Below are 21,953 nucleotides of genomic sequence, written 5' to 3' on the forward strand. Positions count from 1 at the left end.
CGCCATTGCCACGCTGCGAGCTGGGGAGCATCGATGCGGCTCTTGCTGATCGAAGACGAGCCGCGGCTGGTCGATGCGTTGCGCGCCGCGTTTTCCCGCCATCACATTCTGATGGACGATGTCGGCACGCTCGCCGAGGCGCACTCCGCCCTGCGCGACGGCGTACACGACGCATTGCTGCTCGACCGCAACTTGCCCGACGGCGACGGCATGAAGCTTCTGCGCAAGCTGCGTGACGAAGGCAATTCCCTGCCCGTCATCGTGTTGACCGCGAAGGGGCAGGCGCCCGATCGCATCGACGGACTCGAAACCGGCGCCGACGACTACATCGCCAAGCCGTTCGTGTTCGAGGAATTGCTGGCGCGCCTGCGCGCCGTGCTGCGCCGCCCGACGGCGCTGCGCGATTCGGTCATCGTCGCCGGCAAGCTGGCCTTCGATCTCGGCCTCAACGACGTCCGCGTGAACGGCCTTGCGCTGGAGTTGCCGCGCCGCGAGCTGCTCGTGCTCGAATGCCTGATGCGCCGATCCGGTCGAATGGTGCCGCGGTCGACCCTGATGGAGGCGGTGTTCGGCTTCGATGATGACGTCCAATCCGGTTCGCTCGAATCGCACATCTCGAGGCTGCGGCGCAAGCTCGCCGAGGCGCAGGCCGGCGTCGTCATCAACGTCGTGCGCGGCGTCGGCTATCTGCTGCAGGAGCAATCATGAGCGACAAGGCCGCGCCTTCCTTGCGCAAACAATTGTTCCGCCGTCTTCTGTTGGTGCAATCGCTGGTCCTGATCGCGATCGTCGCCATCCTGTCCGGCTCCGGCTTGCTGTTCGACTTTTCCACCGCCGAAGGCACGGTCGAAACCTTGCGCGAGGCGCTGTCGCGCGATGCCGACGGGAAGCTGCGCCTGACCGAAACGGCGGCCATGCGTACGCTGCGCGAGGGCGCACCGGATTTGTGGTTCGTCATCCGCGACCGCCAAGGCAATCGGTTGTCGGAGGGTGAGGTGCCGCCGGAATACGTCGATCTCGGCGGCGTGCTCGATCGCGTCAATCAGGCGCGGCTCGGCTGGAACATGGGCGACCCCGAGCGGCCGACGGCGCGCATGCGCTGGGCCGACTCCGCCGCCGGCAAAGTGCAGTTCGTGACCGGCACGGCGTCGCGGATGTCGCCGCTCTTGATTTTCTATGCGATTTCGCTGGTTCTGCTGCAGCAAGCGCTACCGATCTTGGTCGTCGTCGCGATCGGTGCGTTCGTGGCGACGCCGTTCGTCGTACGCCGCACGCTCGCCGGCATCGAGCGCGCGGCACGGCAGGCGGACGCGATCGACGTCGAGAAGCGCGGCGGGCGTCTGACCGCCGAAGATATCCCGCAAGAAGTCGTACCGCTCGTGCGCGCCGTGAACGGTGCGCTAGGCCGACTCGACGACGGCTACGAGCGCCAGCAGCGCTTTCTCGCCGACGCCGCGCACGAGCTGCGCACTCCGCTCGCGATCTTGAATGCGCGCATCGGCGCCTTGCCGCAGTCGCCTATCAAGTCACAGTTGGATACGGACGCGGCGAGGATGGGCGTCATCGTCGAGCAGATGCTCGACCTGCAACGCCTGCGCGCCGGCGGCGAGCGATTCGCCGCGGTCGATCTCGAGCAGCTCGCGCGCACCGTCGTGCTCGACATCGGTCCTCTCGTCTTCGCGGCCGGTTATCAACTGGAGTTCTTCGCCGCGACGGCCGCGCCGCAAGTGCTCGCCGATCGCCGTTCGATCGAACGCGCCTTGACCAATCTCATTCAGAACGCGATCGATCACGGCGGCGGCAAGGGAACGCTGTCGGTGACGGTCGGCGCTGCTTGGCTCGAGGTGTGTGATCAAGGCGCCGGCATCCCGCGCGAGTTGCGCGACCGCGTGTTCGAACCGTTCTACAAGGGACACAAGGAGGGCCGCGGCGCCGGGCTCGGTCTCAGTTTGGTCGAAGAGGTCATGCAGCGGCACGGCGGCAGTGTTTCGATCGAGGATCGAGCAGGAGGCGCGTGTTTTCGCCTGGTCTTCAACGCGGGTCCGGCACGCGCCTAGCGGCGGGAGACGGGCACGGCACTCTCAGACGGCCACATACAACGCGTCGAGAAAAGCCCAGTCCTCGTCTCGCCAATGCGCTTGCGGATGGAAGCCGGCCGCAGCGGCCAGCGCATCGAGTTCCTGCACGCGGTACTTGTGGCTGCTTTCGGTGTGGATGGTTTCGCCTTCGCGCAGCGTGATCGACAAGCCGAGATCGGCGAAGCGGACCTTCTGCGCGCACAGCGACTGCAGGTGCATCTGCACGTCGCGCGTGGAGGCCTCGAAGCACGCCAGGTGGCGGAACTGCGCCAGTTCGAAGTCGGCGCCGAGTTCGCGATTCATGCGCACCAGGAGATTCATGTTGAACGCCGCGGTGACGCCGAGCGGGTCGGCGTAAGCGGACAGCAGCTGCGCTTTCGGCTTGTCCAAATCGGCGCCGAGCAAGAGGCCGTCGCCGCTTCTCAAAGCCAGGCGGATCCGGCGCAGGTAGTGCAGCGCCTCGGCCGCGTCGAAATTGCCGAGCGAGCTGCCCAGAAACAGCACCAGCAGACGATCGCCGTCGACGCGCTGCTGCGAGGCGCGCTCCACGCCACTCAGATAGTCGGTTTCGAGCAGCTGGATGGACAAGCCTTCTAGCCCCTGCAAGGTGCTGCGGCTGGCCTCGAGCGCCGTGTGTGAGAGATCGACGGCGCTGTAGGAAACCGCATGCCGATGCAACAATGCGCGCAGCAAGGGCCGCGTTTTGGAGGCGCTGCCGCTGCCGAGTTCGATCACCGCCGGCGCGGGGCATTGCGCGACGATCTCGTCCGCATGGCTCTGCAGCAGGCGCCGCTCGGCGCGCCAGACGCCGTATTCCGGCAGCTGCGTGATCGCTTCGAACAAGGCGGAGCCGAGCGCGTCGTAGAGATAGCGCGGCGGCAACGACTTGCGATCGCTGCCGCCGAGTCCGCTGCGCACGTCGGCGGCGAAGCGTTCGAAGACGCCCTCCGCGCCGTGGCCCGAGAGTTTCTCGGCGCAAGTGTTCATGGCTTGGCCACGCAGCGGAAGCCGGCCTGGGCGTAGGGATAGTGCGGTTGGAACCAGTTGCGAAACGAACGCCGCAGAAAGGCGGCATCGGTGAACGGTCCACCGCCCTTGAGCACGTAGTGGCGGTCGTCGAAGAAGTCGGCGGAATAGCCGGGATAGAAATCGAACGGCTCGAAGCCGGGCAGGGCGGCGAACCGCGTCGACGTCCATTCCCAACCGTTGCCGAGCAAGCCGACGAGGCCGAACGCGCTGGCGCCGTCGAGGTGCGCGTCGACTGCGTGCGGATGGCTGTCGAGAAAATCGAAGTTGCCGTGGCGCGTCGACGGTGGCGCCGTTCCCCAAGGATAGAAGCGCTCGACGCCGTCCGGGTCGCCGTAGGCCGCGCGATGCCACTGCGCTTCGGTCGGCAGCGCGGCGCCGATCCAACGTGCGTAGGCACTCGCCTCGGCGTGACTGACGTAGACCGGCCAGTCCAGCGGCAGCGGCAGGTGTTCCGACGGCGTGCGCTGGTACCACCCGTCGATGTGTCGCTGCCACGACAGCGGATGCGTCAGGTCGCGCGCGCGGAGCCACTGCCAGTCGGCCGGCGACCACAGCGCCGGTTCTTGATAGCCGCCGGCGTCGACGAAACGCAGGTAGTCGCCGTTGCTGACCATGCACTGCATGATCTCGAACGCATCGACGGCGACCGAATGCGCGGCGTATTCGTTGTCCCAGCCGAAGCTGCGCCAGTCGTCGCGCTCGCGGCCGAGGGTGGCGGTGCCCGCCGGCACGGCGCGGAAGCGTGTTTCCGGCTGGCGCCGCGTCGGCCGCCGGCGCAGCGGCCGCTCGATCGAGGAATGATCGATCATGTAAGCCAACGTCTCCGCGTGCATCAGGCGATGTTCGATCGCCGCCTCGAGCACGAAGCTCAGCGGTGGCGTTTGCCGATCGCGGCGGTCGTTGACGAGCGCCGGCGGCAATGCACGATCGAGCGAGTTGCGGCGCGCCGCGAGATAGGCGTCGATCTCGTGCACTGGCGGCCACGCATACGCCTCTTCCTGCGGCAGGCCGCTGGCGATCGGATCGATGCCGAAATCGAACAACGTGTCGAACGGGTGCGTGCCATTCAAGCCGAGGCGCCGGCCGAGCAGGTTCCAATCGAACGCGTCGAGATGGCCGAGGTAGAAGATGAAGCGATGCCGTTCGGCAATCGGGCGTTCCAACAGACGGCTCGGCCTAGCGCAGGCGAGCAGCGAGTCGGTCAGCCGCCGCGCGTAGTGGAGCCGGGCGAGCAGAGGGTGCGGCGCAGCGGCACGAGAGGATGGCAGCATGCGGGTCACCATGATGTAGTGGTACGCGGTCGGCTCGCAACGCGTGCCGGCGGCCGCGGCACGCCGGCATGCGCAGCGGTTGCGAGACCTACAACGTGCGATCGAACTCGCGCACTTGCCGCTCGGCTTCTTCCTTGGCGATGCCGTAGCGCTCCTGGATCTTGCCGGCCAGGTATTCGCGATTGCCTTCGGCGACGTCGAGATCGTCTTCGGTCAGCTGGCCCCATTTTTCCTTGAGCGTACCGGCCAACTGACGCCACTGGCCTTGGATGCGGTCCTTGTTCATTTCTGCTCCGCCGTTTCTTTCTGGACGATCAAGCCGGTAGCGTCGACATGCTTGACGCCCTTGATGCTTTGGGTTGCCGCGACGGCTTTCTTGATCGCGGCCTTGTCGGGCTGCGTGCCGGTCAGCGTGACCGTGCCGTTCACGGTCTTGACGCTGATGTCCATGCTCTTGACGCCGTCGGTGGTGGCCAGGTCCGACTTGACCTTAGTCGTTATCCAGGTGTCGCTGACCGGTTGATCGGACTTCTGTCCGTCATTGGCTTCGTTCGCGGCGAGAGCAAGTGCCGGTGCTGCGGCGGCGCCGATCAGCAAGGCGCCGGCGAGAGTGAGAGAGACGATCGAGGACGGCTTGGCTTTCATGCGTGATCTCCTGTGGATGTCGGTGCGACATCGATAACGATGCAGGAAGCGCACCATGGCTCTGCACGGCGGAAAAGCGTGTTCATAGTCGTTTGGGAGGCGAAATTTTTTGCGCGATGGCGAAAGAATTTCCCGCTATGGCACGACTTGCCGGCGATATCCGAATCGCTTTCAGCGATGTCGAGATCGCGATCGAGGTGCGTTGTCGCGCGCCATCACGGCGGCGAGGCGATTGAAAGTCTCGCTTTGCGCGTACGGTTGAACTGCGCACGCAGGCGTGCGGAGGTGTTGCTCGGTGTACTGCTGCGCTGCGCTTTGCGCGCGGCGGCAGCTCGCGGGCTCTCCGTCGCCGTGCTTTGTTTCGGTGCGCGGGTGCGCTGATCGCTCGGAGTGTTCTCGCGAGACTTGCGCGATGACTCGGGCAGCGACGACGGCCGCGAGCGTGCAAACGACGTGTTTTCTTCGAATATCTGTTTGCGATTTTCCTTCCGCTCGTTGCGCGTCGGAACTGACGCGTCGGTGATGGTGTAGCGGCTGTCGTGCAAGGTCATGGCGAATCCTCCGGAATCGTTCGCTGCGACTTGTCTTAGGGTTCAGCAATTGATGTGCCACCCGCAGACGCAGCGACGATGAACGAGCGTCGACGCGGTAGCTGCAAAATCCTTCGCGACACGCAGTCATTTCGCTGCGTTCTGGCATAGCGGTTGCACCTGCGACTCGATGCCACGATCCGCCGACGCTCTGCCTCTGCGCGTTGAACGAGGTCGAGGATTGCGCCGAATGAAGGCGGAGCCCGGCGGATGAGGTTCGAGCGCCGATGGGTCGGTGCTTGAAAGGCGGGACGCCACGACAGAGTCGGTCGGTGCGCCCGAGGTTCGTCTCTCGTAGACCAGCGTAAGGAGTCCGTCGATGACGTCGGCCGATCGCTCGTTCTGGAAATCCAACGGTCTGTCGCTGACGCTGGCGACGGTGTTTCTGATCTGCCTGGCGGCGCAGATTGCGTTCGGACAGCGCGTCTACAACGACGAGCTGGCTCGTCACCATCAAGCCGCAATGAGCCTCGCGGCCTATCTCGGCAGTGGCCATTTCTTCTCCGCACTGTTCGAGAATTGGGAAAGCGAGTTCCTGCAGATGGGCATGTACGTGCTGCTCACGGTGTGGCTGCGTCAGCGCGGCTCGGCCGAATCGCGGCCGATGTCGCCGCAGGAGGAAGACGAAAGCGTCGATGCAGGCGAGGTGCCGGGTCCGGTGAGGGCAGGCGGGTGGCGTCGCCGGCTGTATGCCAATTCGCTGTCGATCGCGCTGTTCTCGCTCTTCTTCTTCGCGTTCGGCGGCCACGCCTACGGCAGCTGGCGATACGAGGTGGCCGAGCGCTTGGCGCAAGGCCAGCCGGCTGTAGGCTTCTTCGAACATCTCGGTGGTGCGCAATTCTGGTTCGAGTCGACACAGAACTGGCAAAGCGAATTTCTCGCCGTGCTGAGCTTGGTGCTGCTGTCGATCGTGCTGCGGCAGGAGAATTCGCCGCAGTCCAAACCGCTAGGGGCGCCGCACAGCCAGACCGGAAGTTAGGTCGTGCTCACCGCGGCAGGCAGCAGCACATGTATGCAGCGTGTCGCGAACGCAGCGGAAACGGCCGTAACCGCGGCTGATTTTTTCGATCCCGTCGAGCTTTTCAGCATCGGCTCACGCCTCGACTACACCCCTTGCGTTAGGATGGCGAGCATGGACGCGCGATCCCGCCATTCCCCCGCGCCCGCGTCGGAAGCCGGCCCCGTAGCCGAACTGGAAACGCTGGGCCAGCTCGTCGGCCAGTTCGCCCACGACATCAACAATCTATTGGCGAGCGTTCTGACCGGCGTCGAGTTGGCGGCGCAGATCGAAGGGGACGCGCGCGCGCGGCGCCTGCTTGCCGGCGTGATCGAGACGATCGAACGCCAGCGCAGCTTCACCACCGCGATGGCGCAGGCGGCGCACAGCTGCGAGAACGCGCGCACGCTCGACGCGCACACCGTGATCGAAGCCTGCAGCGGCGACTTGCGTAGCGTGCTCGGCGCGGCCGCACTGGAATTGCGGCTGGATGCGGCCGATGCGCGCATTCGCTGCGATCCGCGTTTTTTGCGCACGGCGCTGCGGCATCTGGCGCTGAACGCGCGTGCCGCGATGGCTGCGAATGGGCGCCTGTTGCTGACCACGCGCAATCTGAAGCACTCCGACATCGCCGGCGAGCGCGATTTCCTGCTGTTGAGCGCGAGCGACAGCGGCGAGGGCATGCCCGACGCCGTACGTCGCCGCGCATTCGAAACCTTCTTCAGCAGCCAGGCCGACGCCGGCGGCTTGGGTCTTGCGCAAGTGCGCGACACCGCCCGTCGCAGCGGCGGCTCGGTACGGCTGGAAACGGTGCCCGGACAAGGCACGACCATCGGTCTGCTGTTTCCGCTGGCGAACGGAACGCCGACGCTCTGACCGCTTGGCACGGAACATGGAAGACTCGATCCGACTTCCTTGCGGATAGAGCCATGCCGAACCGATTCGTTCCAGCCGAACCGTCGCACGCAAGACAGGAGAAATCGACATGCCGCTCGTCCGCGTCCGTCTGACCGGCACGGCCGGCGCGGTCGAGCGAGTGATCAAGACGCTCGAATCGCTGGAGCGGGTCGACCGCATCGAGGAAGTCGCCGACCAAAGCGATCATCTGCGCGACGATTCCAGTTCGCTCGGACTGGTCGAGGATCTGGGTACGGATTTCCACGACCTCGAAGTGCATGCGCAAAGCGATGCGGCTGCCGAAGAGGTGCGCGACCATTTGGTGCTGGCCGCGCGCACCAGTGGAGTAGCGCTGGAATTCGTCGAGCGATTCTGAGCGCCGCTCAGCTTTCGCTGTCGCCCTCGTCCGGCGGCGTGCCGACCAGGGTGTCGTCGATGAGTCCTTGCGCGCGATAGCGCAGCAGGCGGTTGTAGATCGTCTTCGCGGTGATACCGAGCGCGCGCGCGGCTTGGCGCTTGTTGTTGTTGCAACTGGCCAACGTCTTCAGCAGCATCTCGCGCTCGACCACGTCGAAGCTCATGCCGACGGTGAAACGAATCGAGCCGTCGCTCTCGGTGATCGGGCGCGGCGGCGGTTCGGGACGAACGGTGATGAGGTCGTCGTCGGTCAGGATGTAGTGCCGCTGTACCACGTGACGCAGCTCGCGCACGTTGCCCGGCCAGCTGCGCTCGGAGAGCTGGCGCAGCGCGGCGGCGTCGAAGCGGCGCGCGGTGTCGTAGCGCTCGTTGAGGCGCTCGAGGAAGTGCCGGGCGAGCAGGGGGATGTCGTCGCGGCGATCGCGCAGCGGCGGCACTTCGATCGGAAATTCGCTCAATCGATAGTAGAGGTCGGCGCGCAGGTTGCCGTTCTCGACCGCCTGCAGCGGATCGCGGTTGCAGGCGGCAACGACACGCACGTCGATCGGAATTTCGCGCGTGCCGCCGACGCGGGTCAGGCTGCGCGTTTCCAACACGCGCAGCAGGAACACCTGCAGCGACAGCGGCATCTCGGTGATTTCATCCAAGAACAGCGTGCCGCCCTCGGCCTGTTCGAAGAAGCCGGCATGCGATTGCACCGCGCCGGTGAACGAGCCGCGCTCGTGCCCGAACAGCTGGCTGCTCAGCAGATCCGGTGCGATCGCGCCGCAATTGACCGCGACGAAGCGGCCGCTGCGGCCGCTCAGCTCGTGCAGCGCGCGCGCGACCAGCTCTTTGCCGGTGCCGCTCTCGCCGTGCAGGAACAGGCACACGTCGAGCGGCGCGACGCGGCGCAACTGGTCGAACAGGGTCTGCATCGGCGCGCTCTGGCCGACCATGCCGCCGAATCGCTGCGTCGGTGCGGGTTGCCGCGACAGCGCGCGTGCGTGCGCGCCCTGCATCAACTTGGTCAACGCGTCGGTGGAGATCGGCTTCACCAGATACTCGACGATCGGCGCGCGCACCGCGCGTACCGCCGTCTCGATCGAGGGCATGCCGGTGACCACGGCCACTTTGCCGTGCGAGGCGAGATCGATTTCGTCGACCAGATCGAGCCCGTTGCCGTCCGGCAGAGAGATGTCGACCAAGAGCAGATCGAACTCGTTCTCGGTCGCCGCACGCCGAGCCAGCTCCAGCGTGTCCACCGACGTCATCTTGCAACTGGCTAAGTTCGCGACCTCGGACACCATCGAGCAGAACTCGGCGTTGTCGTCGACCAGGAGAACGCTGCCGGTGTGACTGGAATAGCTCATCGTTTACCGCCTTCGAAGGATGGGCCGGCGCGGCCGTGCGCATCGGGTAGTCGGACGACTGTCGTTCGATCGCACGGACGCGTTTGACGAAACGATGAATGATAAAAATATACGAGCAATGTACTTTCTTCTTGTATGTGATCGATGTAAAGCAAGCGTTGTATTTCTCTTAAAAAACGCGTGCGCCGAGCCTGCGCCGACGGTGCGCAGCGCAGGCGCGCAGCGCGGGGAAATATTTTCACTCGGAAGGAAAAAGCTACCGCATTCACGGCCTTTCTTCGCGTATTGGCGGCCTTCTGCCGCGTGGCACGAATGATGCGTAGCTGAACGAGCGCCACGACGCGCACCGCCTTCAGGGAGACCGATGATGCACACCGCACTGATCCATGGCGACCGCCACCGCCGCCCAATCGCGGCGACGAATCCATCCGTCCGCGAGCACGCTGTCCGTCGCGACGTGCGGGAGAGCTGCCATGTCGGCGATTGACCATTCCGCGCTGCCGCCGCTCGCGGCGGATGTTTCCGAGCGTGGCGCGCGCCGTGCCGCGCCGCGGCGTCGCAACGAAATGGCGATGTTCGCGATCGGCTCCTTGCAAGACGATGCCGGCAAGCTCGCCGCCGCCGTCTCGCGCGCATCCGCCTGCTCGACCATCACGGTTTGGGTCGACGACGAATTCCGCGTGCACTGCGCCTGCGTCGACGTACTGCCGTCGGTGCCCTTGCATTGGATCGTCGGCACCTACGCCTGCGGCGCCGAGCCGTCGGACATCGCCGACGACTTGCGCCACGAGCGCAGCGAACGCGAGCGCGTGTGGTTGCTGGACTGAGTTCCTCGCCTCCACACGCGAACGCGAGGCTGCCGAGCAGCGCCTCGAAACCGCGATCGGTGGCCGGCGAGCGCAGCGATTCACGAGGTACGCCGGCATTGTCGTCGGCGTAGCTGATCTCGCCGCGTCAGCTTTCATGGGAATCAACTGGAATGAACGACAGCACGAAGCGCCCGCCGCATCCGCCCGTACCGAAGAAAAGGGAATCGCCGAGCGAGGGCGACGCCAGCGACCCGCGTCAGCCGATTCCGCCCGATCCGAGCAAGAGCACCGACATCGAGATCGACGAGGAAGAAACGGCTCCGACGCCGCAGCGCAAGCCCAAAGGACGCTAAAAAAAAAGGACCGCGTCCTTGCGGTCCTCGAGATCGGTCGCGCAAGCGGGGGGAGAGAAGCGCGCTGACCGTCATGCAACCGATGTTTCGCCGCTCAAGGCTCCTTCGTCTTGTCGGCTTTGGCCTCGGCGGAAAGCTCGCGCGCCATGCGCAAATGCTGTTCCAGCGTCGGCAAGGTCTTCTGCGCGAAGGCCTGCAGCTTCGAGCCGCTATCGAGCACGCGCGATTTTCACGAGGTCTCTCCACGGAAGAAGCGATGAGAAGGATTGAGCAAGCGACATGCCAGCACATCGCGCCAGCTTCGATCGTTGCTGCGGGCCGGGATCGAGTCTGCGGACTTGGGAAAAGCGAGAAAGAAATACCGCCGGTGCGGTCGAATTTCCCTCCCTTGCGAGCGAAGGATCGAGACGCAAGAAAGTCGGGACCGATGATTCACCGCCGCAACCCTGCGCATGACTGACGCGAATCGAAAAACCGCAAGCGCGAAGACGCGGCCTGCTGCCGCCGCGAAGCTGCGCTACGTCAGCGACACCGAGCCGGGCTATGCGCGCCGGCGCCGCGGCAAGGGTTTCGTCTACCTCGACTCGCGCGGCCGTGCGCTGCGCGACCCGCGCGTGCTGGCGCGCATCCGCGCGTTGGCGATCCCGCCGGCGTATACCGATGTGTGGATCTGCCGCAGCGCCAACGGACATCTTCAGGCGACCGGCCGCGACCAGCGCGGGCGCAAGCAATATCGCTATCACGCCGGCTGGCGCAACGCGCGCGACGGCAGCAAGTTCGTGCGCACGCTCGAGTTCGCGCAAGCACTGCCGAGCCTGCGCCGGCGCATCGCGCGCGACCTGCGCAAACGCGGCGTGCATCGCGAGAAGGTGCTCGCCGCGATTCTGCGTCTGCTCGACCGCACGCAGATCCGCGTCGGCAACGAGGAGTACGCCAAGGCGAATCGCTCGTACGGACTGAGCACCTTGCGCAATCGTCACGCGCAAGTGGCCGGCGACGAAGTGCGCTTCGTGTTTCGCGGCAAGTCCGGCCATCATCACGACGTCGCGCTGGAGGACGCCCGCGTCGCCGCGGTGGTGCGCCGCTGCCGCGATCTGCCGGGGCAGCAGCTGTTCCAGTACGCCGACGGCAAGCGCATCCATCGCGTCACTTCCACCGACGTGAACGCCTACCTGCGCGAGATCGCGCACGGCGAGTTCAGCGCGAAGGACTTCCGCACCTGGTCGGCCAGCGTGGTGGTGGCGCGCGAAATCATCGCGGAAAGCTCGGGCACGGTGGATTTGAAGGCGGCGATCGCAGCAGCGGCGGACGCGCTCGGCAATACGCCGGCGGTATGCCGGCGCGCCTATATCCATCCGCTGATTCTGGAGGCTGCCGAAGGCAGCGCGACGGAACGCTTGCGCGGAATCCACCAACGCATCGTCGGCACGCGTCCGGGCCTCGATCGTGTCGAGCGGACCGTGCTGCGCTTCCTGCGCACGGCGCAGCGGCGCCGTTGATCGTTTACATCAAGAATGCGGTCGATGTTTCCCACACTCTGAAAATCTTGCCGTGGCGCGGCGGCCGATCTCGTTCATCGGCAAGCTGTCGCGATGAGAAATACGAGGCATGCATCGTGCTGCCGATCATGGGCGGCGCGGCGTGAAGCGCTCGGATCGAATGCCGAGCCGAGCGATCGCATCGGCCAGCGTGTCGTAGCCGTACGGCTTGGGCAGCGTTTCCATCGTTACTTCGACGCTGTCGTCCGGTTCGGGATCGCCGTAACCGCTGGTCATCAGTACCGGTGTCGGCGGCAGCGCGGCGCGCAAGCGGCGCGCGATCTCGGTACCGTCGCCGTCGCCGAGCAGATGGTCGATCAAGGCGAAGTCGAAGTGGCGATCGCTCTCGATCAGGCGCAAGGCGGCGGCGACCGAGTCGGCCGTGGTGACGTCGAATTGCATCCGCTCGAGCATGTGCGCGGTGAACTCGCACAGCATCGCGTCGTCCTCGACCAAGAGCGCGCGCGGCCGTTGGGCGTTTTCGATGCGGTCTTCGAGCAGTTCGCGAATGCTTTGCGCGAGCTGCGCGCGCATGTACGGCTTGCGCAGCAAACCGCTGTCCCTGTCCGAGCGTGCCGACAGCGCCACCGAATGGTGCGCGTAGCCGGTGGTGAACAGGATTTTCAAGTCGGACCGCTTACGGCGCGCCTGCTCGGCCAGCTGCAAACCGTCGATGCCGGGCAGGCCGACGTCGGTGAACAGAAGACGCAGCGCGGGATGGCGTTCGAGCAACTCCAGCGCCGCCTCGCCGCTGGCTGCCTCGATCGCCTCGAAGCCGAGCTCGCGCAGCAAAGCGGCGGCGTAGCGGCGCACGTCTTCGTTGTCCTCGACCAAGAGCACCTTGCCGCTGCCGTCGGGCGCATCGTTGGGTTTCGCTTCGTCGGTTTCGACGACACCGACATCCAGGCGCGGCAGGCGGATCGTGGCCGTGGTGCCGGAGCCGGGTTCGCTCTTCAAGGTGATCAGGCCGTCGGACTGCTGCACGAAACCGTACACCTGGCTCAGCCCGAGCCCGGTGCCGCGGCCGGCCGGCTTGGTGGTGAAGAACGGTTCGAACGCATGCTCGCGCACGTCGGCGCTCATGCCCACGCCGGTATCGGAGACGCCGATCGTCACGCAGTCCAGCGAGCGGCCCGCGCCGGGCGCGATTCCGCCGCGGGTATTGGCCGTCGATACGGTCAGGCGGCCGCCGGTCGGCATCGCGTCGCGCGCGTTCATCGCGAGATTGATCAGCGCATTCTCCAGCTGCGCCGCATCGACTTCGCAGACGGCCGGATCGGCCGCAAGCTCCGTGGCGATCGCGATCGATTCGCCGAAGGTGCGCTTGAGCAGCTCGGCGGTGCCGGCGACCAGGCGGTTGACGTCGGTCGGCTTGGGGTCGAGCGGCTGCCGGCGCGAGAACGCGAGCAGCTGCTGGGTCAACGCCGTCGCGCGCTGAGCGCCGCGCAAGGCGTGCTCGGCGGCGGTGCGCAGCTTCGGCCGCAGCTCGACGTCGCGACAGATCGCATCGAGGTTGCCGATGATGATCGTCAGCAGGTTGTTGAAGTCGTGCGCGACGCCGCCGGTCATGCGCCCGACCGCTTCCATCCGCTGCGATTGCTGCAGCTGCTCTTCGATCGCGCGGCGTTCGGTCATGTCGCGCGTGACCTTGGCGAAGCCGATCACCTCGCCGTCGCGGTTGTGGATCGCATCGAGCAGCACGCTGGCCCAGAAGCGCGAACCGTCCTTGCGCATGCGCCAGGCTTCGGTCTCGTACTTGCCGTTCGCGCGGGCCGTCTCCAGTGCGCGCCGCGGCAATCCGGCGGCACGGTCGTCGGGCGTGTAGAAGCGTTCGAAGTTCTGTCCGACGATTTCCGCGGCGGCATAGCCTTCGATGCGCTCGGCGCCGGTGTTCCAGGTCAGCACGTGGCCGTCGGCATCGAGCAGGAAGATGGCGTAGTCGGCGATGCCGGACAACAACTGATCGAGCTGGCGCTCGCTGCGCTGCAGTGACTCGGTGCGCTCGACGATGCGGCGCTCGAGCGTTTCGCTGAACGTGTTCTGCTCTCCGCGCGAGCGTTCCTGCGCCTGCAGCAGGTAGGCGTTGTCGATCGCGATTGCGGCCTGCGCGGCGATGCCCTCGACGATCAGTTCGTCGCGTCGCGTGAAGGCGTCGCGATCGGCGTGGGCGAGGAAGAGGCCGCCATGGACCCGCCCGGGGCGTGACACCAGCGGCACCGACAGATAGCTGTGAATCGATCCGCCGCTACCGGCGGGCGCCGTATTCGGCCTCGCGTCGCGGCGGACCGTGCGTTCGCCGCGCAAGGAAGCGGACAGGATCTCCGCGCTCAGCGAGGAATGAAACTCGTCGGGGACATCGAACGGCAAGCCGGCCGACGCGCGCACCCACGGCGTCGCGTCGACGGCGTCGCCGTCGCGGCAGAGCATCGCGCCAAATTGCGCGTGCGTGATTTCCAACGCCGCATCGGTAATCGTCTGCGCCAGCCGTTCGATGTCGATTTCGCTGGTCAGCGCGCCGCCGGTGCGGCGCAATACTTCCCACGCGTCGAGCTGCTCGCGTAGGTGCTGTTCGGTCTGCACCTGCTCGGTGACGTCGCGCGAAAAGCAGCGCGCGTAGACGAAGCGTCCGTCCGCATTGAAGCTATTGGAGCTGACCAGCACGTGGCGGATCGAACCGTCTTTGTGGCGCAGACGGGCCGGCACGTTGCGCAGCGCCTCGCCGCGACGCAGGCTGTCCATGCACGCGTGCACGAGGCCGGGATCGAGATGGAACTGGGCGATGTTGCGGCCGACGTATTCTTCTTTCGCGTAGCCGAGCAGGTCGAGCTCGGCTTGGTTCGCCCATAAGAGGGTGCCGTCGGAGTCGAGCTTGTGCAGCGGCTCGACACCGTTCTCGAGGAAGTCGTTCAATTCGCGGTCACGCCGCGCGAGCCGCTTGTGCAGGGCGCGGCGCAAGGCGACCTCGCGCTCGAGCACGTGGGCGCGCGTCTGCTCGGTCTCGAGCGGCGCCGCGGTGCGGTTCTGCGGCGCTTCGGCGTGCACCGAACAGATCTGCTCGAGCAGACGCTCGCCGTCGGCGTGCAAGAACGGATCGATCGAGTAGGCGCAGAGCAGGTCGAGTCCGGTGCGTTCGCACAGCTCGTGCCAGCATCGCTCCAAGTGCAGGGCCGCCTGCGGACGACCGGACGCGCACAACAAATCGACCATTTCGCCGAAGGCGCTCACGCCGCCGTAGCGAGCGGCGGCTGTGCGAATCGGGGCGGCGACGATGCGTTCGAATGCCGCTTCGTCCAGCGCAGCACCGGTCACCAGCTCGGAAAGCGTCGCCTGCGCGTCGAGTTCGACATAGCGATGTGCGGCGGCGAGGGCGCTCGGGTCGAATTCGGCCGCGATCAGACGATCGCGCAACGCGGCGCTGTGCTGCGCGGTCGCGATCACGACGACCGCGTGATCGCGCTCGAAGGCGGCCGTCACGAAACGCGACAGCGTTTCGAGCAGGACCTCGTCTTCGTCGTAGAAATGTACCGAGTGCAAAACTGGGTTTTCCCGATGGCTCGCCGCGGATCGCGCCAGAGCGGCGAAATGAAGACTCGGCGATCTTCCCACATACCGGCGCGCGCGGTCGCGCATCGATGCAGCACAGGTACGCGAGTGTGTACGCCCATTCTCGCGCCTTATGCGGAAGATCGGGCGTAGCGCGAATCTCGGTGCCGGCAGGCGGCGTGATCGCACATGCACGTCGCGCTCGCTTGTACGTAGCCTTGCTGCTGATCGCGGCACGCCTCCGAACACCAGACCTCGGACCCTTTTACCGCGCAAGTGCTGCCGGAATGGGCGCAGCGCGCTGTCTGGCTGCGTAAAACGAGAAGGAAAGGGCGCGAAGAAGAAATTCTTTCGTCTTCACGGACGGACCGGAACATCGGCTCCATCCCATGCAAAGAAGAACGACGTCGTGCCGGCGCCAAGCACTCGGCACGTTCGATGTGCAAAGCGTCGGTCAGGCCGCCAATGCGGCGGCGCGTTCCTGCGCACGGCGAACCGCCGCGGCTTCGCCGTAGGCCCGCTCGTCGGCGTCAGCGCCGGCGTCGAGCCGGCACCATTCGCTGATGTCGCCGGGCGAATAGCACGACCAGCGCGACTTGAACGTGCATTCGGCATAGACGCCGCACAGCACGATGCAACGTCGCTCGACCACGAACAGGACGGCGTCGCCTTCGTGCGGCAACGTATCGGATGTAGCGACCCAGGAATTCACGACCTTCTCCTCACTCGGCGTCCGATAGCACCATCCCGAGACGCGCGCCGCGGACATGCTCGGGAGTGCCAAGTCCAAGCACGCGATGTGCCAGCGCTGTACGCACGATGAAAGCGCCGCCGACGGCGCGCGATGGCGGCAATCGTTTCACGGAAGAGGAAAGGAATTCCCGCGACGAGGCCGATTGCCGGCGCGACTCGCCGCGCAGCGGATCAATCGATCGCGAAGGACTGCAGCTGAACCGGATTGGTGACGGTCAAGGTCGCCGACATGCCCAGGCCGTGCCGTTCGCAGTAGTAGCGCACGCTGCGGTGCGCGGCCTGGGCCGGAATGGTGATGGTCGAGGTCCAGGCGGTGGCGCTGGGGCCGCCGCCCGCCGCGCAGTCTACGGCGCAGCGAAACGCGAATGCCGATCCGGCCACGCTGGCGACGTTGTGCTCGCTGCCGTCGTTGACGAAGGTGACGGTGTCGCCGACCGCCACGTCCGTGTTCTCGGGGACGATCCGGTTGCTGCCGTCGGCGCCGACCCGCACCTGATGATCGGCGGCATGCGCCGCACCGACGCCGAGCGCCAACAGCGCCATCAAGACGATTGAATTCCGCATGCGTCACCCCCGTCGCAGGCGACGACGCTAGCGGCTTTCGGTGACGGCGCGATGTCGGTGCGTGGGCTTTCGATGGCGGCCTGCGTCAGCCGTCGAAGCCGTCGGCGAAGATGCTGTCGTTCATCTGCAGCTCGAACGCGCCGATGTCGGGCGCCGCGCCTGCGCTGCGCACATAACCTTCGCCGCGTTGATCGGTAGCGAGCTGGACTGTGTCGCTGCCGGTATCGATCGCGGGGCTGCCGGGCAGCAGCGCGTGCGTCCTGGTCGGGCCGCCGTTGTCGGCCAGCGGCCCGAGTTGCGGATCGGCCGTCAAGGTGCCGGCGGGCAGGGCGACGTCGGCGGAAGCAATCAAGTTGTTGGCACCGCTGATCGGCTGCGACGACACGATTTCGGTACCGCCGCTGGCGCCGGTCAGATGGTTGGCGGCGATCAGACTGCTGTCGCTGACCAGTTCGCGGGTGCCGCGGTTCTCGATCGCGCCGGCGTTCGGTGCGCTGTTATCGGCGATCGTCGCATTGGCCAGCGCGATCGAGCCGAATCGACGCAGATAGACACCGCCGCCGCCGATGTTGGAAAGATTGCCGGACAAGGTCGAGTTGGTCACGTGCAGCAGATACGGGCTCGTACTCGCCAGCGCGCCGCCGCCGCCGTAGGTGTATTCGCCCGGATCGCCGTCGGCAACGGCGGAGTTGTTGCTGATGGTCGAGTTGACGATGCGCGAATCGATCGTCCGCTCGGAGATGCCGATGATGTAGATGCCGCCGCCGCCGATCGCGCTGCGGTAGGTGTAGGGAGCGGCGCCGCCCGCACCGGGGATGCCGCGCACCGAGTTGTCCGACACCGTACTGTCCGATATCAGCGCCGCGCCGAAGGTGGCGATGCCGCCGCCGGCGGCATACGTGCTCTTGGCGGCGGTCACGTTGACCTCGATGCCGCTCACCGTGCTGTGCTTGAGTTCGACGCCGGCCATGCCGAACAGGGCGCCGCCGCTGGCTTCGCCGAACGCGCGAGTCGTGTTCGAGCTGACGGTCGCGCTGCTGATCGTGCTGCCGTCGAGGTAGATCGTACGCGCGTAAGCGACGCCGCCGCGCGCGGTCGAGGAGAGCAGGGTGGTGGTCGCGGTGGCGGTGGTGCCGCGAATGGTCGTGTTGGTCAGATGCAAGGCGCCCGCCGCACGCAGCGCGCCGCCCATCACCGCGACGCCGGTCGCGCTGCACTGTTCGATCGCGCTGGCGCTGATCGTGAGGTCGCCGGTCGAGGCGATGCAGCCGCCGTTGGCCTCGCCGCCGCCTTCCAGCGGGCGGTCGTAGACGTAAGTGCCGTGGCGCAGGGTCAAGCCGTCGAGGCTGAGCGTGCCGGTGCCGGTGTGGACCAGGATGCGGTCGTTGCCGCCGCCGTCGATGGCGAGGCGGGTGGCGCCGGGACCGCTCAGCGTCAGGTCGTCGGCCGCGGTCGACAGCGCGCCGCTTGTCAGCGTGATGGTGCTGCATTGCAGAGTACTGAGATCGATGGTGTCGCCGCTGACCGCTTGCGCCATCGCTGTACGCAGAGAGCCGTTGCCGGCGTCGTCGCAGTTGGCCACTGTGATCGTGCCGGCCGGACGCGTCGGCGCCTGCGCCGCGGGGACGTAACGAGCCAGCTGACGCGCCAACTCGGCGTTGGTCTGCGGTCGCGGTGCGAGCCGGGTCGGTGCGCCGCCGGCCGTCGGCGCCGCCGTAGTGACGCCGCCGGCGGCGCCGAGCGCGAGCGCCAGGGCGACCGCGAGCGGGGCCTGACGGAGAAGAGAGCGGCGGTTCGCGGCGGGTCGGATCATGGCGTCGGCGAGCTGGAGGAAGGGAAGCTCGATTGCAGCCGTGGCGGCCGCGACCAGTCTTGACCGATTCGTGACCCCTGCGTGACGAAGCATGACGATTTCGCGCGGGAGTCGATCGGAAGCCGCACGGCCCGTCGTTGTGTGCTGAATTGATTACTATTTCCGGCGCGGCAACGACGCGTCTTGGGGCGTCGCCGCAGGCGCGGGAAGGTTTCCGGACGTCCGATCCGACCGAAACGGATGGGTGACGGCAGCACGGCCGAAGAGCGGGGTGGCCGCTATGAATGAGAGTTCGTCGCAAGCTGCCTCTCGCCTCGGCACGACCTTGCGCGCGATCCTGCTCGGGATGGCGGTGATGCTGGCGGGCACCCTGCCGCGCAATGCGCTGTTCGCCTTGAATCTGCGTTATCACCCTGAAATCCCATGGGCGGTCGTCGTCGTCGCGATCTACCTGATCGTGCTCTGGCGCTACTTGGACGGGAATGGCCCGCCGCTATCCACCGCCGCCGAGCGGCGCGACTTGTTGCGCGCTCGCCGCCTCAGCGCTCGTGTATGGGCCTGGGCCTTACTTGCGGGCGTGCTCGGCATCGTCGCGCTGGTGGCCGCGCTGCACTTTGCCAATCGCCTGGTGACGCTGCCGCCGCAGCGTTTGCCCGATCTGTCGCAGGTGCCGCCGATCACCGTGCTCACCCTGCTGCTGGCGGCAGCGCCGATCGCCGGCGTGATCGAAGAAGCCGCGTTCCGCGGTTACATGCAGGGACCGATCGAGCGCTGCTACGGCCTGCCGATTGCGATTCTGGTCACCGGCACGATGTTCGCCGTGGCGCATTTGGATTTCACGCCGGTGTTGTGGCCTTACTACGTCGCGGTGGCGGCGCTGTACGGCACGGTGACGTATCGGACGCAATCGATCCTGCCTGCCGTGGTGCTGCACACGCTCGGCAATGTCTATTCGAATGTCGATCTGTGGTTGCACGGTCGCGCCGAATGGCAGAGCGGCGCGAGCGCCGCTGCGCTGATCTGGGTCGGCGGCCCCGACGCAGCGTTCTGGTTCACCGGCACCGGCTTCGTGCTGGCCGCTGCCGCTACCGTCTGCGCGTTTCGTCGACTGGCGCGCGTATGTGCGACTGCTTGAGGTACCGGACTCTTTACTGTTTATCTGTGCGCTTCTGCCGTTGTGAATCCTTTCAAGCCGTCTCGGCGAGGCAGCGCGCCAAGGTCAACTGCGGGTCCGTCGCGATCGTGTAGTGGCGCGCACCGGCCACGAGGAAGGAGGCGAACAGCCGCAGCATGCCGATGTCGGGCAGCAGTTCTTCGACGAACAAGAATTGTCCGGCCTGGTTGATCTCGAGAAATTGCAGCTCGCCGTGGCGATCGAGCACGAAGTCGAGACAGCCGAAGACCAGGCCTAACTTGGCCATCAGCTCATCGATGCGCCGATCCAGGGTGGCCGGCAGCGTCGTCGTTTCGGCGCTGAAGCCGGCGTCGAGGCTGTGCACGCGCCAGTCGAGGTAGGCTGCTCCTTCGCGGCTGCGCATCGCGATCGCGAGCTTGCGATCGCCGACCACGGTGACGCGCAGATCCGCGCTCTTGTCGACATAGCGTTGATAGATGCCCGGGCAGAGCGCGATCGTCTCCGCGTTGGGCAGGTTCGAGGGGTCGAGCTTTGCCGCAGTGGTCGCGAGCGGCTTGCCGTCCTCGCCGTCGAGCCAGATGTGCGGACGGAAGGTCTTGAACACGAGCGGGCCGCAACGCAGCGCCAACTTGCGCACGGCCGCCGCGTCGTTGCCGATCACCGTCTCGGGAAAGCGCAAGCCCACTTCGCGCGCGGCGATCAGCTGGCTGAGTTTGTTCTCGGCCGCGCGCGCCGCGGCCGGCGGGTTGACCCAGAACGCAGGCAGGACCGCGGTCGCCGCCGCTTCGAGATTGCGTTGGAACGAGAGCCACTCGGTCTCCGCATACGCCGCGTCGGCAGCATCCATCGGCGGCGGCAGCGGCGCGCGCGGCCGCCGGTTCCACACGGTCGTCGGCGGCGGCACCGACAGCGACTGCGCGTCGCCGTCGATTTCGACCGCCAGCGCTGCACCCTCCCATTGCGCCAGATTGCCGCTCGTGCGCACCGGCATCTGCAAGCGCGCCAGCGCCCACGACAGAACCTGCGCGTGCGGATCGTCGGGCGGTGCGAGGATGTGCACGCTGCGCGTCATCGATCAAAGCTCCGTTCCGAAATGAAGAGCCCCCTTCGCAGGGGGCTCGGTGGCATTCAGAACACGTCGTCCGGCGGATCGCCGCGCTGGGTGACGAAGCGCGTGAGGAACTGGCCCTTGCGCAACATTTCCACATCGAATTCTTCGGGCTTCAGTTCCAGCGCCAGCAGACGTCCGAGCGGACGGCGTAGCGGAGACTCTGTCGCATTCGTCATTGGATCCATGAGAACGCACCTCGATAGGCCGCTGCACGTGCAGCGATTCACTACACCATAGGAGGGTGCGGCTCGCAACGCAGACTGCGGCAGAAGCTCATTCCGCAGCGGCGACTTCACCGAAGTGACATCTTGTTCAACATTTGTGACGCTGCTTCGCGAATTGTGCACTCGATCACTGAAACGTCTACATTTATCAATGTCGACCCATGGTCAGTACGCATGCGCTTCACCTTCTTCAGTAAGGAAGCCACCAGCAACCCTGGATTTTTCGCCAGGCACTCGTTCGACCGCGACTCCGCCGATTTCCCCGTTCGTTTCCGTCCCACCCTGGTCACCGAGCTGACGCGCGATCACGCCGCCGCGCGTGCGGCGATGCGCGGCTTGCTCGATCACTGCCGCGCCCGGCGCTTGGACGAAGCGGTGAATCAGATGCGCATCTTCGCCGACGTGTTCCGTCACGTCGGCCTGCTCAAGAGCGTGCAGCTGCATCCTTATCTGCGCTGGGCGCTGCAACGCGACGCGGCGGCGTCGATGCAGCTGCAGGCCCTGCTGCACGAACTCGACGCGGGTTCGATGCGGGTCAGCGCGGTCTTGAACCACTACTTGAGCGGTCCTTGGAACCGCGCGCAGCGCAGCCGTTTCGTCAAGGACATCGCGCACGCCGCGCAATGGACGGCGCGCGATCTGCGGCGCGAGGAAGCGTCGATCTTTCCGCTGTACTTGCCGCCCGGCCAATACAAATTCGTCGGCCGCACAGGCGGCGCGCCGTATCTGCCGGCCAAAGCGTGAGCGCATCGGCGCTCGATTCCGCAACACCGCGCCGCAGCCGCACTGGAAAAGTCGGTGAGTTTGTCCAGGCCCCGAGCCGGCGGCTCGGAC

The 21,953-nt window shown here is 66.2% G+C and carries 23 protein-coding genes; 10 read left to right on the plus strand and 13 right to left on the minus strand.

What is annotated here, in order from left to right:
* Positions 1 to 33 precede the first annotated feature (33 nt).
* A complete protein-coding gene (locus AC3QL3_RS10160; RefSeq protein ID WP_492898599.1) occupies positions 34 to 708 on the plus strand; it encodes a response regulator in 675 nt (224 codons plus the stop codon).
* Positions 705 to 2,057: a sensor histidine kinase gene (locus AC3QL3_RS10165; protein ID WP_492898601.1), complete on the plus strand. Its 1,353-nt coding sequence runs from the start codon at positions 705 to 707 to the stop codon at positions 2,055 to 2,057. The genes AC3QL3_RS10160 and AC3QL3_RS10165 overlap by 4 nt, the downstream gene beginning before the upstream one ends.
* 24 nt (positions 2,058 to 2,081) lie before the next feature.
* Here the strand turns inward: AC3QL3_RS10165 and egtD are convergent, their stop codons facing one another.
* The 5 genes from egtD to AC3QL3_RS10190 form a co-directional block, all read right to left on the minus strand.
* Positions 2,082 to 3,065, minus strand: a complete 984-nt coding sequence (egtD, locus tag AC3QL3_RS10170; protein ID WP_492898603.1) for an L-histidine N(alpha)-methyltransferase — start codon at positions 3,063 to 3,065, stop codon at positions 2,082 to 2,084.
* Positions 3,062 to 4,378 (minus strand): SUMF1/EgtB/PvdO family nonheme iron enzyme, encoded by a 1,317-nt coding sequence (locus AC3QL3_RS10175; RefSeq protein WP_492898605.1) that lies wholly within the window; start codon positions 4,376 to 4,378, stop codon positions 3,062 to 3,064. The genes egtD and AC3QL3_RS10175 overlap by 4 nt, the downstream gene beginning before the upstream one ends.
* A gap of 88 nt (positions 4,379 to 4,466) precedes the next feature.
* Positions 4,467 to 4,664, minus strand: a complete 198-nt coding sequence (locus tag AC3QL3_RS10180) for a CsbD family protein (protein WP_492898607.1) — start codon at positions 4,662 to 4,664, stop codon at positions 4,467 to 4,469.
* Positions 4,661 to 5,023 (minus strand): BON domain-containing protein, encoded by a 363-nt coding sequence (locus tag AC3QL3_RS10185; protein ID WP_492898609.1) that lies wholly within the window; start codon positions 5,021 to 5,023, stop codon positions 4,661 to 4,663. Before AC3QL3_RS10185 ends, AC3QL3_RS10180 begins: the two co-directional genes overlap by 4 nt.
* A gap of 215 nt (positions 5,024 to 5,238) precedes the next feature.
* Entirely contained in the window at positions 5,239 to 5,574 is a 336-nt protein-coding gene (locus tag AC3QL3_RS10190; protein ID WP_492898611.1) for a hypothetical protein, read from the minus strand.
* Between the two features lie 358 nt (positions 5,575 to 5,932).
* Here AC3QL3_RS10190 and AC3QL3_RS10195 point away from each other — a divergent pair, with 358 nt between their 5' ends.
* The 3 genes from AC3QL3_RS10195 to AC3QL3_RS10205 all read left to right on the plus strand — a co-directional run bounded on the left by AC3QL3_RS10195 (position 5,933) and on the right by AC3QL3_RS10205 (position 7,883).
* The gene (locus AC3QL3_RS10195) at positions 5,933 to 6,592 is read left to right on the plus strand and encodes a DUF6766 family protein (RefSeq protein WP_492898613.1); all 660 of its coding nucleotides are present in this window, start codon (positions 5,933 to 5,935) and stop codon (positions 6,590 to 6,592) included.
* Positions 6,593 to 6,595: 3 nt separating this feature from the next.
* Complete coding sequence (locus AC3QL3_RS10200) at positions 6,596 to 7,486, plus strand: ATP-binding protein (RefSeq protein ID WP_492898615.1); 891 nt, start codon at positions 6,596 to 6,598, stop codon at positions 7,484 to 7,486.
* 109 nt (positions 7,487 to 7,595) lie between these two features.
* Positions 7,596 to 7,883, plus strand: a complete 288-nt coding sequence (locus tag AC3QL3_RS10205) for a hypothetical protein (RefSeq protein ID WP_492898617.1) — start codon at positions 7,596 to 7,598, stop codon at positions 7,881 to 7,883.
* Between the two features lie 7 nt (positions 7,884 to 7,890).
* Here the strand turns inward: AC3QL3_RS10205 and AC3QL3_RS10210 are convergent, their stop codons facing one another.
* Positions 7,891 to 9,276 carry a sigma-54-dependent transcriptional regulator gene (locus AC3QL3_RS10210; protein WP_492898619.1) on the minus strand — a complete coding sequence of 462 codons (1,386 nt, stop codon included), beginning with the start codon at positions 9,274 to 9,276 and terminating at the stop codon, positions 7,891 to 7,893.
* Positions 9,277 to 9,749: 473 nt separating this feature from the next.
* Here AC3QL3_RS10210 and AC3QL3_RS10215 point away from each other — a divergent pair, with 473 nt between their 5' ends.
* Entirely contained in the window at positions 9,750 to 10,103 is a 354-nt protein-coding gene (locus tag AC3QL3_RS10215) for a hypothetical protein (protein WP_492898621.1), read from the plus strand.
* A gap of 152 nt (positions 10,104 to 10,255) precedes the next feature.
* Positions 10,256 to 10,438, plus strand: coding sequence for a hypothetical protein (locus AC3QL3_RS10220; RefSeq protein WP_492898623.1), 183 nt, complete (start codon positions 10,256 to 10,258; stop codon positions 10,436 to 10,438).
* A gap of 94 nt (positions 10,439 to 10,532) precedes the next feature.
* Here the strand turns inward: AC3QL3_RS10220 and AC3QL3_RS10225 are convergent, their stop codons facing one another.
* A complete protein-coding gene (locus AC3QL3_RS10225; protein ID WP_492898625.1) occupies positions 10,533 to 10,658 on the minus strand; it encodes a hypothetical protein in 126 nt (41 codons plus the stop codon).
* A 232-nt stretch (positions 10,659 to 10,890) separates the two neighbouring features.
* On the opposite strand from AC3QL3_RS10225, the gene AC3QL3_RS10230 reads away from it, so the two are divergent.
* A complete protein-coding gene (locus AC3QL3_RS10230) occupies positions 10,891 to 11,937 on the plus strand; it encodes a DNA topoisomerase IB (RefSeq protein ID WP_492898627.1) in 1,047 nt (348 codons plus the stop codon).
* Positions 11,938 to 12,063: 126 nt separating this feature from the next.
* Here AC3QL3_RS10230 and AC3QL3_RS10235 read toward each other — a convergent pair whose 3' ends face one another.
* From AC3QL3_RS10235 to AC3QL3_RS10250, 4 genes are all read right to left on the minus strand, one after another.
* The gene (locus AC3QL3_RS10235) at positions 12,064 to 15,714 is read right to left on the minus strand and encodes a PAS domain S-box protein (protein WP_492898630.1); all 3,651 of its coding nucleotides are present in this window, start codon (positions 15,712 to 15,714) and stop codon (positions 12,064 to 12,066) included.
* A gap of 259 nt (positions 15,715 to 15,973) precedes the next feature.
* Positions 15,974 to 16,231: a hypothetical protein gene (locus AC3QL3_RS10240; RefSeq protein ID WP_492898632.1), complete on the minus strand. Its 258-nt coding sequence runs from the start codon at positions 16,229 to 16,231 to the stop codon at positions 15,974 to 15,976.
* A gap of 212 nt (positions 16,232 to 16,443) precedes the next feature.
* Positions 16,444 to 16,836, minus strand: coding sequence for a cupredoxin domain-containing protein (locus AC3QL3_RS10245; RefSeq protein WP_492898634.1), 393 nt, complete (start codon positions 16,834 to 16,836; stop codon positions 16,444 to 16,446).
* Between the two features lie 85 nt (positions 16,837 to 16,921).
* A complete protein-coding gene (locus AC3QL3_RS10250) occupies positions 16,922 to 18,649 on the minus strand; it encodes a choice-of-anchor Q domain-containing protein (protein ID WP_492898636.1) in 1,728 nt (575 codons plus the stop codon).
* Positions 18,650 to 18,929: 280 nt separating this feature from the next.
* On the opposite strand from AC3QL3_RS10250, the gene AC3QL3_RS10255 reads away from it, so the two are divergent.
* Positions 18,930 to 19,784, plus strand: a complete 855-nt coding sequence (locus AC3QL3_RS10255; RefSeq protein WP_492898638.1) for a CPBP family intramembrane glutamic endopeptidase — start codon at positions 18,930 to 18,932, stop codon at positions 19,782 to 19,784.
* Positions 19,785 to 19,836: 52 nt separating this feature from the next.
* Here the strand turns inward: AC3QL3_RS10255 and AC3QL3_RS10260 are convergent, their stop codons facing one another.
* Together AC3QL3_RS10260 and AC3QL3_RS10265 are read right to left on the minus strand one after the other, a co-directional pair.
* On the minus strand, positions 19,837 to 20,856 hold the full coding sequence (locus tag AC3QL3_RS10260; protein WP_492898640.1) for an ATP-grasp domain-containing protein: 1,020 nt from the start codon (positions 20,854 to 20,856) through the stop codon (positions 19,837 to 19,839).
* Positions 20,857 to 20,912: 56 nt separating this feature from the next.
* A complete protein-coding gene (locus AC3QL3_RS10265; protein WP_492898641.1) occupies positions 20,913 to 21,071 on the minus strand; it encodes a hypothetical protein in 159 nt (52 codons plus the stop codon).
* 132 nt (positions 21,072 to 21,203) lie between these two features.
* Here AC3QL3_RS10265 and AC3QL3_RS10270 point away from each other — a divergent pair, with 132 nt between their 5' ends.
* On the plus strand, positions 21,204 to 21,863 hold the full coding sequence (locus AC3QL3_RS10270; protein WP_492898643.1) for a hypothetical protein: 660 nt from the start codon (positions 21,204 to 21,206) through the stop codon (positions 21,861 to 21,863).
* Positions 21,864 to 21,953: the final 90 nt, after the last annotated feature.

The sequence above is a fragment of the Dokdonella sp. GW821-FHT11D02 genome (assembly GCF_058808595.1).